12 protein-coding genes and 1 pseudogene are annotated in these 11,325 nt (G+C 38.8%); 3 read left to right on the top strand and 10 right to left on the bottom strand.

The window, feature by feature from the left end; genetic code table 11:
• Nucleotides 1–823 (bottom strand): hypothetical protein (locus IQ219_RS09820; RefSeq protein WP_194072479.1); only part of this gene is annotated, 823 nt, incomplete at its 3' end.
• A gap of 177 nt (nt 824–1,000) precedes the next feature.
• Nucleotides 1,001–1,663, bottom strand: coding sequence for a hypothetical protein (locus IQ219_RS20110; RefSeq protein WP_228016895.1), 663 nt, complete (start codon nt 1,661–1,663; stop codon nt 1,001–1,003).
• 198 nt (nt 1,664–1,861) lie between these two features.
• On the opposite strand from IQ219_RS20110, the gene IQ219_RS09810 reads away from it, so the two are divergent.
• Nucleotides 1,862–2,389 (top strand): thermonuclease family protein, encoded by a 528-nt coding sequence (locus IQ219_RS09810; protein WP_194072478.1) that lies wholly within the window; start codon nt 1,862–1,864, stop codon nt 2,387–2,389.
• Between the two features lie 239 nt (nt 2,390–2,628).
• On the opposite strand, the gene IQ219_RS09805 is transcribed toward IQ219_RS09810, so the two are convergent.
• The 7 genes and pseudogenes from IQ219_RS09805 to IQ219_RS09775 form a co-directional block, all read right to left on the bottom strand.
• The gene (locus IQ219_RS09805; protein ID WP_194072477.1) at nt 2,629–2,841 is read right to left on the bottom strand and encodes a hypothetical protein; all 213 of its coding nucleotides are present in this window, start codon (nt 2,839–2,841) and stop codon (nt 2,629–2,631) included.
• 289 nt (nt 2,842–3,130) lie between these two features.
• Nucleotides 3,131–4,552, bottom strand: a complete 1,422-nt coding sequence (locus IQ219_RS09800; protein ID WP_194072476.1) for a tripartite tricarboxylate transporter permease — start codon at nt 4,550–4,552, stop codon at nt 3,131–3,133.
• Nucleotides 4,553–4,585: 33 nt separating this feature from the next.
• The gene (locus IQ219_RS09795) at nt 4,586–5,296 is read right to left on the bottom strand and encodes an OB-fold nucleic acid binding domain-containing protein (protein ID WP_194072475.1); all 711 of its coding nucleotides are present in this window, start codon (nt 5,294–5,296) and stop codon (nt 4,586–4,588) included.
• 2 nt (nt 5,297–5,298) lie between these two features.
• Nucleotides 5,299–6,678 carry a tetratricopeptide repeat protein gene (locus IQ219_RS09790; protein ID WP_194072474.1) on the bottom strand — a complete coding sequence of 460 codons (1,380 nt, stop codon included), beginning with the start codon at nt 6,676–6,678 and terminating at the stop codon, nt 5,299–5,301.
• 467 nt (nt 6,679–7,145) lie between these two features.
• A complete protein-coding gene (locus IQ219_RS09785; RefSeq protein WP_194072473.1) occupies nt 7,146–7,916 on the bottom strand; it encodes an Rpn family recombination-promoting nuclease/putative transposase in 771 nt (256 codons plus the stop codon).
• 250 nt (nt 7,917–8,166) lie between these two features.
• A pseudogene (arfB, locus tag IQ219_RS09780) lies at nt 8,167–8,427 on the bottom strand (alternative ribosome rescue aminoacyl-tRNA hydrolase ArfB); the annotation flags it as partial.
• A 152-nt stretch (nt 8,428–8,579) separates the two neighbouring features.
• A complete protein-coding gene (locus IQ219_RS09775) occupies nt 8,580–8,720 on the bottom strand; it encodes a hypothetical protein (RefSeq protein ID WP_194072472.1) in 141 nt (46 codons plus the stop codon).
• A 130-nt stretch (nt 8,721–8,850) separates the two neighbouring features.
• Between IQ219_RS09775 and IQ219_RS09770 the strand changes: the two genes are divergently transcribed.
• The gene (locus tag IQ219_RS09770) at nt 8,851–9,804 is read left to right on the top strand and encodes a 5'-nucleotidase (protein WP_194072471.1); all 954 of its coding nucleotides are present in this window, start codon (nt 8,851–8,853) and stop codon (nt 9,802–9,804) included.
• A gap of 285 nt (nt 9,805–10,089) precedes the next feature.
• A complete protein-coding gene (locus tag IQ219_RS09765) occupies nt 10,090–10,764 on the top strand; it encodes a hypothetical protein (protein WP_194072470.1) in 675 nt (224 codons plus the stop codon).
• 277 nt (nt 10,765–11,041) lie between these two features.
• Here the strand turns inward: IQ219_RS09765 and IQ219_RS09760 are convergent, their stop codons facing one another.
• Nucleotides 11,042–11,257, bottom strand: coding sequence for a hypothetical protein (locus IQ219_RS09760; protein ID WP_194072469.1), 216 nt, complete (start codon nt 11,255–11,257; stop codon nt 11,042–11,044).
• Nucleotides 11,258–11,325 lie beyond the last annotated feature (68 nt).

Below are 11,325 nucleotides of genomic sequence, written 5' to 3'. Positions count from 1 at the left end.
TGCCCTTGCTACAAATGGGGCGGGGTGTCCATCTATACCAATCTGCCCAGCTATAATTTCTCACCAAGACGTTATTTTTGCGCAACTCAAACCCATCGGCATAGTCCAAGTCATAACCGGGCTTTTTAGTGCTGGCGGTTAATCTCCAGTAATATTTGAAAGCTACGTGGCCACAGGCGTTAGATTTCTTTCTTTGGCTAAATTTCCACGGCACTGGCCCTCCCCCATCTAAGCGGACAAAAAAGGTCGAGTTGGGGGGAATATCCCGGTCAGCAGCGTAGAAAATCAGTACGTTGTCTTTCAGTTTGGCAAACCAAGAAAATCGCCCCACAATGTAAGCGCAATTAATCTGGTGGTCGGGCAGAGTCATATCAGCCCCAGTGCCAGCCGCAACTATGTTGTCCCAATCCGGTCGGTTGCGCCAAAAGAAAGCTGTGCCGTTGACCAATCTACCTGTGTTCCAAATGCCACTGTCATGGCCACTGTAGGGCTGACTGGCCAAGGGGTATTTTTTCGGCACTTTGACGGTCATCATACTGCAATGGTTGGTGGTGGCTTTGGCAATGTAACCCCCACCCAGGTCAGTGAATTCGTAGTGGGTATGGGGTTCCAAGCCGGTGAAGGTGATCACCTCCGCACCGTCGTCATACTTGTCGTAAAGACTGAGGGAATCATGGGGATTGTCTTCAGTTTGGGCCCTTGCCGCTGGGGGTTGGAGGCTCAGGAGGCAGAGTAATATCAGGCATCGGCTCCATAGTTGCGTCTTCCAATGGGGCAGGCTCTTCCGGCATCTCAGGGGCTTGGGCAAGGATAGGAAGAACATAAAAGAACCCCAGCGTTAAAGCGAGTAACAATTTCATAGAAAAAAAGGGGATGCAATATCAAATTAAAAAAGCCCGCAGCAAATGAAGAAATATCCCCCCCAACCCCCCTTCATAAGGGAGGAAGCCTATGGACGGGGGGATTAAGAACCCTAGTGAGGAGTGCTGGGCAAACGGCATTAAGGAGATGGCCAATCAGCGGTGGTGAAAGTGGCACCGTTGCGGCAGATGGGCCCACCGGAAACGGCGGTCATGGCTCCCACGTCGGCAATGGTCACTATGGTTGACCCCGTGGCGGAATCAGTAATGGTTAAAGAGCCGGAGGTCACCACATATTTACCGGAGTTGGAGAACCGGGCCGTGCCACAGGTGGATGCCTTCACACTCCGCAGGGTGGGGGCATTGTTGTAGGTGACCACGTTGGAGCTATAGGGAGTCAGGCCAGTGAAGTAAACGTTACCGTTGGAATCCTTCAGGGTGGCGGATGGAGTAGGATTACCCACCAGCACACCGTTGGAACATTTTGGCTCTGCTTCCACCACCAAAGAGTTAAAGGCAATGTCCGTACCTCCATTGAGCTTGAAAGTATCTCCGGCATTTATGGGCAAACTGGCGGAGGAACCACTTAATTTGATCACACCGCACTCGTTGGCGTTTTTATTGGTGGATCTGGGCAGGGATGAATATTCACCTTTGATGGATTGATAACTACCTAAACCGGAAACGTAAATGTCCCCGGTGCGGGTTTCACGTCCCACTGTTGGGTTGGCAAAAGCTCCAGGGGCAAGCGTCGTTATGCCCAGTGTCACCAACGCTAGACTGGAAAGTAGTTTGTATTTCATAATTGCAGGGAGTGTCATTGAGTGGGGCTATTTTATATGTCCCTCTCTTTTTGTCAAGGCTCTTTTTGTTACCGATTTATCGCTTTTTTTCTTGCTTTATTTGTTCATCAATTACGATTTTGACGTTTATAATTATCAGATTTTATCGGTAACACTATGGGCAAGAATATTGGGCTAATTCTGTCATTATTGGCCACTATGGTTACTGCTTGTAGTCAGGAGCAAATGCAGGAGATGGCTGAAAATACTATGGTCACTCAAAAACGCAATCCCGATAAGACCTGGCGGGTCAAGCCTGGTTCAGTCCATGATGGAGATACCTTTCGGGCAGTGGCCGATGTTACCAACGAGGAAATTAAGGTGAGGTTGGCCTGCATTGATGCCCCGGAACTAGAACAAGCTGGTGGAGTGGAGGCGAGAGATTATCTGCGGTCAATGCTGATAGATAATCGGGAAATTATTCTGATGGGTGCGGAAAAAGACCAGTATGGGCGCAGTGTGGTGGAAGTTTTTGCAATAACCGACACGCCAGGGCTTGAGGTGGGGGTCAATGGAGAAATGGTTTTGGCTGGTATGGCCCACTACTATGAACGTTATAAGAAGTCATGCCCTGAGAATGCAGAGCAGTATGAATTCTTAGAACAGCAGGCGATCTCATCTAAAGCTGGGGTTTGGGCTAATGGGGATGCAGAACGGCCTTGGGATTGGCGGAAAAGGAATAAGTAGGGTTTGGTAGGCGATTGAAAGCAATAGTGGGCGATGGCGTAATCAAAAATAGAGAAATGCCAATAAAGAGAAGTTAAAAGCAAGATTTATCTCTATAGATGAATTCTAATCATTGCATAAACGTTTAGATTTATTACAGTTTTAGAAAAATTAAGAATCATTTGAAACAATAATTCATATCGCCATAGTTGCCTTTAGTTCAATTGCACTTTGATCAAGTCTCTTATTTGCATATAAAGTTAATATTGGCGACAACCTGGTTTACCATTGAGGTGATCATCATAGCCAGAACAATCATTATATTCATACGGTGAACTTGTTAGGCTGTTTATTCCGTAAAGTAATAAAAGAGCGAAAAAAAGCAATGCAATTATCGACAAACATCCACAACCACATCCACAACCTATATTATTTACAGTATCTGTGCTTTTATTTTCAGGATCATTAATCATACAAAAGTTTGGTAAAAATTACTAAAGAACTTAAAGCTTTCATAGCATATAGCTTTTGTATCATTTTAGTCAAAAATTTTCAATAATAATTGTCATCTAGACTCCAAAAAAACGACATAGATAAAAATAAACTTTATTTAAAATATATTGAATATATTACGAAATTTCAATTCCAGGTTATGAAATAAATATTTTTAATAGTAAGAATTATAACTATTTTAATGAGATATACTAGCGTTAAGTTACTGTATTTAAATTTTTGTTGGTTATTATTTACCTTTAGTTTATGCTAATTTTTATTTTTTAAATTTCCTATAAAGTAAGCTATGAGTGCAATTAAAAAAGAAATTACTAAACTTTGAACTATTTGACTAATACTAACCGTAGGTGCTGGTGATATTTTTGCTTGTAGGTGTAGTATATTAACTATAGGCTCTTGCAATCCACTAAAGAAAAGCATTACAGGTATTAAAAAGAATCCCATCATTTGAGATCTACGAACACCAATTGTTGGAGGAAGAATGCCTAGTGAAGTTGCAGCTAAAAGCACCATTAATCCCCAAAATCCTGTGGTTAATAAAACTAATATTGTTATAAATATAATTACAGCAATAGTTAAAGATTGATAATTGAAAAAATTAATAGCTCTTATGAAAAATTGCCAAGAATTTAAAATTATCAGCCGACTGAGAAACCCAACTAATCCCATCACTAAAATAATTATCAATACTTGCCATGGGCTTATTTGACCCAGCACAGACTGTATTGCTACAGATGCCCCAGAGCGAGACTTTTCAATGAAGTATAGTGCAGTAACGCCAAATAGAGTATCAGATGCTTGAATTGCAGAAGTAGTAACAATATAAAGTTTATCACTGCTTTCATTTTTTTGATTACCAGTGATTAACAGCAAAAGTGCCGCTGCATTTGCGGAACCCAACCCAGGCAATAAGCCAACAGCCATGCCAGATAATGTTCCCAAAAGAGAAGAAGTATTAACGCTGGAACTACTGAGCTTAAGCGAAATATCTGGTTTTTGTGGCGGTAAACTAGCTGTATCGTCAAATAAGGAAAGAAGCAATCCACTAATTCCAAATAAACCTGATAGTGCTGGAAATAAAACACTAAAAGCGGAAGAAGACCCTCCCGGAACTAATGGAGTCCCAAGGGTAATAATTCCAAACAGACCGCTAAGACAAAAAATTATAGTCGCCCATAGTAATTTCCCTTTTTTACGCTCATCAAAAATTAATACTAATGATATAGCGAGTAAAATCCAAAAAAGAAAAGGCTTAATTTTATCTTCCATTATTTCGAGTAAATCTAGCCCAACAAAAGATAATATAATTAGTCCTAAAGCTATAAAAAAAGCGTAAATTAATCCTCTCCAAGAACCTTCTAATGATAATCTTAGTGCTTCACCTCCATCACCTTGTTTAATTAATTTTTGTCCAGGCAATAAAGCATAAACAGAGTCGCCGGGAATACCAAGAAAAAGGCTTGGAATATAGTCAAAAAATGCGTGAGCTATGCTTACTGATACAACAAAAATTGCAATTACTAAAGTTAAATCAATATTTGATAAGCTAGCAGAATAAAAAGCAACCATTAAAGCGGCAACCACATTAACATGAATGCCAGGGGTTAAACCAGTTACTATTCCAGTCAATAAACCAAATAAAATCGCCAAAAGAGATAAAATAAAAATCATGTAGATTTGTTTAGTTACAATTTAATTGATTACTTAATTTAGTTCCACATTCTTAGCATTTAGAGATAAATTACCACGAAATCGAGTTACTTTTGCTAAAATATTAATGGTTTTTTCTTCATTCATCAACTGATACATTTCTTCATCCCAATCTCCTTCAAAAAAAACGCCGTCAATTGATTCTCTATTATTTGAGTCAATTAACTTGAATCTTAACATTTGTTTACCCTCTCTAGACTTAAACTTTTCTACTGAAATAACTCTAACATTTTGGACAATAACTATTTGATCTATGTAGTCTGATAATTCACTAATCAAAAGTAATGGAAAATTATTATTAGTTTGATAATTTGATTGGTCTTTTAAAGAGATAGCTTGAGATGATAAGGGAGAAATTTGTGGTTTACCTTGATAACTGCCTAACAATCCTAATACGCTAATATAGTCTCCTACTCTAGGATTAAATGGCAACTTACCTAGGGAAGGGAAAAAAGATGCTCCAAATTCTCCTTGTTCTCCCTGAATAGTTAAGAAAGTTATTCCTTGGCGATTTTTACCAGCCCTTTTTACAGTTCCTTCTGCTAAAACTAATTTTCCCTGTTGAGAGAGTGAAAATGTCTGACCAGTATAAGTTTCGGCTTCGTCAAAAGGAAGCCTATAAAATTTTCCACATATCCAGATAATGAAAGTTATTGCAAGAAAAAAATATAAATTATACTTAGTTTTAGCTTGAAATAGTTTCATATTTATTTTATTTCAGATAAAAGATTTAGAGAATTTCCTATAAGTTCTTTGTTATTATTTATAATTGCATTTTCTATAGCATTATCAGCATATTTTTTGGCATTATTGGAATCACCTATGGAATTATATAAATAGGCTAGATTATAGTTATTTCTACCATACAAAGACGAATAATTTCCAGCAATTTGATTAATTTTTTTATTTGCTTCTAGTAAATTCTTTTCAGATTTGCTTATATCGCCTTTTATAAATTCTAGATGTCCAATCGTATTTTGTATTTCTACTGTAAACATAAAATTTTCCCCTAATTGATCTTCATACAATTTATGTGCTTGATAGCTTAAATCTAAGCATATATTTAAATTATCTTCAGTCATGTTTTTTTGACAATTATCGAAAGCAAGATTAAGTTTTTCCTGCATATTTTTAATATCTTCTTGAATTTCTGAAGAAAAAGTATCCATCCCAGGGGAAGGATACTTAAGATTTTCAAATGACTTAGACTGAAAAATCACAAATGTATCTTTTACATTCTCATCAATATTAGGTAGATCTTTAGCCAGGTTAAGAGCTATGCCAAATACAAAAAATGAATCTACATATTTTTCTTGTTTATAAAGGATGGTAGCAAAATTGTTTAAAGATTTTAAAACTTCATGATTATTATAACCAGATAATATTATTCTATCTATAAGAAGTTGCGGATAAAATGCAATAGCCTCATTTAATTTATTTTGTTGTGCATAAACTTCTGATAAATTAGATCTAGAAAGAATGTGAATGTTTTGACCCGGATAGCTTTCACTTGATATTTCTACAACTTTTTTTAACATTTCATAAGCTTTTTCACTCTTATTTTGCTCTAAGTAGTGTGTTGCTAAATTATTTTTTGTCATTAGAGTATTTACATGATTTTCTCCTAGATGTTTATTTTGGATTGCGAGTGCTCTTTGGTACATATCTAACGCCATTGAATATTCTTTTTTGTAGTCGTAAACTGCAGCTAAATTAGATAAATTTACAGCTAGTTCTATATGATCCTTTCCCAATTTATTTTCCTGAATATGTATTGATTGTCTGAAATTATTCTCTGCCTTATCATATTCGCCTAACATATTATAAGTTTCACCTAAAAAATGTAAGGACTTAGCATATTCTAAACTTTCTTGACCATATTTCTTTACTGTTTTATCAACAAGATTTTCAGCGGCAATTTTTGCTTTTGAAAATTCTCCCTTCTTATGTAACTGGATCACTTCTTCAGTTAATTGTTCAGGGCTATTTTTATTGATTGTTTTGTAAATCAATATTCCTGAGCTTCCAATCAAACAAACGGAAGCTAATATTAAAATTATCTTTTTAATTTTTTTGTTAATAATCATTTATCTTCCTCTAGACTTACAGGACAATTAAACTAAAAAATACTATGCCTTGCTTTTGCACATGCTATCAGTATTTTTTTATTTTGCCAAAAATCTTAATGTTGTCTATATTATTGGAAAGATTATAGTAATATAATACTTATTGACAGGAATAGTTGCAATTCATTGGAAGAGTCTTCGGGTTAGTTGATTGATGACTGCTGTTTGGGAAAAAGACCCAGTAATTGGTGTAACGATAACCAGCTTCGTATTATGGTTACTAATGATAACCTGAGTCCGCCCGGCTAAAGCCCGGCTTTCTGTGGGGTCTATATTTAATGGCACCGTGGATTACCACCGTGCATTGACGATGTTGTAGGCAATCAACAAATTTTACTAGGGGTTTAACGGCGCACCGCGCAACGGACCTCTGCGAGATCACCAAAAGATCAGTCAAGTCATATTCGTTCCAATGACCATTTCAGCCCTTAATTGTTCTGGTTAGCAACAAACCGATTAACCAGTTCAACATCAATATCTAATTCCTTGGCAATTTCGGCAATTGTAAGACCTAATTTCTTCAACAGGGGTATGGTTTCTAATTTTCCCTCTAGTTTCCCGGCAATTTTACCCTCCTCTAAAATTTCTTGATAGACAGCGGATTCCTTCATAATTTCACTCCTTAAAATTGTCTTGATAAGTTCAGGCGACAACAGAATTCCTCCAAAAACAGAAGTTGCTGCCATGAGATTGGCCTTAACTCGATTATCCTCAATCTGTTCCAGCACAGTCGCCACTTCCCTCAATTTTAATGTAGGGTCAGAGGTCTGCGTCAATACCGCTAGGGGCAATAGCCCTGGACTTTGGAGAAATGCTTCCGATGGTTGCTCCCAGAGCCGAATCGCTTGGTAACGGTGCACAGTCTCCCCCACCTGAAAACTATCCTGATAAACCAAGTCATTACTACTACGTTTCAAGTAGATGACAAATTGGTGCATAGTCTTCTGGGGGAAACGGCGATAAACTCTCACCCGATAGTCCAACATCCGAAAACCCATGGTGGGGTCAGGTTCCGTTTGGAATTCCAAATGTAAAACCAAGTCTTCCGATTGCTCCAAAATTAGGGAGTCAGCGCGAATTGGTTCCAGGGATAATTCCGTCGGACTGAGCTTGGTCAATTTGATTGGTCGTCCCAGCAACCAGGCGGCATAGTCTTCGGAAAAGGATTCAGCCAGAAATTTGCAAAGATTATCAAACATACCCAAATTCTAAGGGCGATCGCCATTGGAGAAAAAGACCCAGTAATCGGTGTAACAATAACCAGCTTCATATTATGGTTACTGATGGAAAGCAAAGTGCGCCCAGCTAAAGCCCGGCTTTCTGTGGGGTTTAAATTTGATGGCACCGTGGATTACCACCGTGCATTAAAGCCATGGATGATAATCCAAAAATTACTAGGGGTTAGTTAAACACGGCAAAACTTATCTTCTGGCGATCGCCTAATGAAAACTACTCATCAATTGATTTTCTTAGGGCCTTAACTGCACTGCGTTTGGTTTTAACATCCAGACGCTTTCGTTGGGAACTGCGGGTTGGTTTTGTGGGCCTGCGTGGTTTAGGTAAGATCATGATGCTCTTGATTAACCCTTGGAGTCGTTGTAGGGCTTCCTCTCGATTCTGCTCCTGGGTACGGTGGGATTGGGCTTTAATGATCACAATGCCATCTTTAGTAATGCGCTGATCATTAAGATTTAACAACCGTTCTTTATAGGCATTATGACAAAAATGAGGAATCGTTAGCCCTGGAAAAAGTATGGAAACCCAGGCGATCGCCAAAATATATTTAAGTCACTAATGAGAACCTGAGTCCGCCCAGCTAAAGCCCGGCTTTCTGTGGGGTCTATATTTAATGGCACCGTGGATTACCACCGTGCATTGAGGATATTGTAGGCGATCGCCAATAAAGCTGGGGTTTGGGCAAATGGCAATGCAGAGGGTCCTTGGGATTGGAGGAAGCGAAATAAATAGGGGTTTAGCTGGCGATCGCCTAAAGCTAGATTCACTCAAAAATTTTCCGGCAATCAGACCTAAATAGGGTGATATGCCGAGGATTTCCACATATCGTTACTTTATAAAGAGTGTTATACGAAAAATTTCCGTATAATCAATAGTTTGATTTAATAACGAGAAAACATGTCGTACCCAATTGAAAAAAAACTGGTCATCGCTGTTTCATCAAGCGCACTGTTCGATCTAAGTGAGTCTGACAGAATGTTTCGAGAAAATGGGCCAAAGGCTTACAAGGAGTTCCAAGAGAAGAATTTGAATACTGTTCTTGAAAAAGGAGTGGCGTTTCCATTTATTCGGCGATTTTTGAGCATAAATAAGAGGTTCGAGAAGGAGCAGCCTGTTGAAGTCGTTCTATTGTCAAGGAATTCTGCGGCAACAGGTAAGCGTGTATTTCGGTCAATAAAGCATTACGAGTTAGATATATCAAGGGCCGCTTTTATGGAAGGTAAGTCGCCATACGAATATATACCAGCCTTTAATGCTTCACTCTTTCTTTCGGCAAATGAAGAAGATGTATTGAAAGCAATTGATTGTGGTTATCCCGCAGGAACTGTTCTTCCGACTAAAGTTGTGGATGATGTAGCGGATGGCGAATTAAGGATTGCTTTTGACTTTGATGGCGTTATTGCAGATGACGAATCAGAGACGATATTTCAAGATGGTAAGTTAAATGCATTTCACCAGCATGAAGTCGAGAAATCTCACATACCTCACAATCCAGGGCCATTGGCAGATTTATTCAAAAAACTATCTTTAATGCAAAAACTGGAAGACCAGGCGGAAGAAGAGGATAGAAAGTACAAACGCATTTTACGGACAGCTATTGTTACCGCCAGGAATGCCCCAGCGCATGAACGAGTTATAACGACGCTTGAAAAATGGGGTGTAAGCTCAAACGAAACGTTTTTCCTTGGAGGCATGAAGAAAGAGCGAATACTTACCGTTCTCAAGCCACATATGTTTTTTGACGATCAGAGGTCACATTTGGAATCAGAGGCAGGAGATATTCCCATGGTTCATGTTCCATTTGGTATTGCAAATCAAAAAATTGAACAAAAAATGTTATTAATTGAATAGTACTTGTTTGTCGCCGCTGATTTGAGTCGTTGAGAACAAGAAATTTATCCGTAGCTGATCGCCACACCGAAATTCAAAATCTACACCTACTCTCGCACTATTGCCAAGAATCCAGGTTGATATTTAACCAAAATAAGGTAAATATATTGCATCTGCTATATATTCGCTAGTAAGAATCCAATGCGTCTAAGCGAAGACACTGACATCCCAGAAGCTCTTAGGCCGGCTTATGCACGATGCCATCATATTGTGATGTCATACCTTCATTGGCTTAGCTTCACGACCATGGACGCGGGCCGGGACCCAGATTATTTCAAAAATCACCTGCTTTCATACACGGCTCATGATTTTATAGAGACTTCAATGATGTCTTTGACCTGCATTCGTGAAGGCATCCATAATCCGGTAATAAGGGAAATGCGATCACTATTAGAGTCCTCAATAAAGCTCTCCTACATACAGCAGAAAGACTATAAATTGCCGATCGCCGAGAAAGTTCTTAAGTTCAGATCAGAGTTAGCTGATCACAAAATATCAAGAATGCGAGAAATTAAATTTCACTTCCTGTCAGAGGACTCATCACGTTTATTTCTTGAAGATGTGGGCAGAATATATGGTCTTACGTCTAAATACATACACTACAGCGCCGATGTAATCCAAGAGCGAATTGCCAGGGTGGATGAGGGGAGAACGGGAGGAAAAGAATCACCCGATGATATCAACTCGATTACAGATGTCATTCAAAAGGCAATGGCACAGTCAATTGTCTTCATAAGCCATGCTGTCCCTCAATACGTAATGGGTGACTATCTTGTTAATCCTGAAAGTCCATTTTTTGATTGGCACTTCTTGAAGTACCGTTTTATTGCTGAAATTGATGCAGGCCTTGATTACAAAGCGGAACGGCAGAAAAGCCTGGCTGAGATACAGGGAAAACGTTCTACCAATGTGGAATTCTAACAAATCGATTCAGACGAACGCCGTCGGCGCAGCTGATCTTTACCGTTAGGTCAGAGGAACTAAGAACTCCTACCGATCGCCAAAATATCTTTAGGTTACTGATGGGAAGGAAAATCCGCCCGGCTAAAGCCCGACTTTCTGTGGGGTTTAAATTTGATGGCACCGTGGATTACCACCGTGCATTGAGGATGTAGGCGATCTATCCATAATCAATCATATATTTCAAAGATCCAATTAAGATTTTTTAAACATATTTTTTATCAGGGATATAAAGAACTCATAAATATCGGTGTAAAAGTTGATACACAACTGCAATAATCAATCCTATCAAAGCTCCCACTGGGCCAAAGAAAAAGATTGAGGTCATCGCTAATTCCAAGAGTTTATCCTGAACATTAGTGGAGAAATTATTGAGAATGAAGATTCCAGCCATAACACCAAAAGCATAGCCTACCAATGCAGCAAGTAATGCAATGCCTATAAATTTGAGCATATTTCTAGTTTCATTTAAACCAAGAAAAAAGAATAAACTTTAATATCAGGAAGGTAAGAATAAAGACT

The sequence above is a fragment of the Synechocystis sp. LEGE 06083 genome (assembly GCF_015207725.1).
In the GTDB taxonomy this organism is placed as follows: domain Bacteria; phylum Cyanobacteriota; class Cyanobacteriia; order Cyanobacteriales; family Microcystaceae; genus Synechocystis; species Synechocystis salina.
This window is presented reverse-complemented; position numbering and strand designations above follow the sequence as displayed.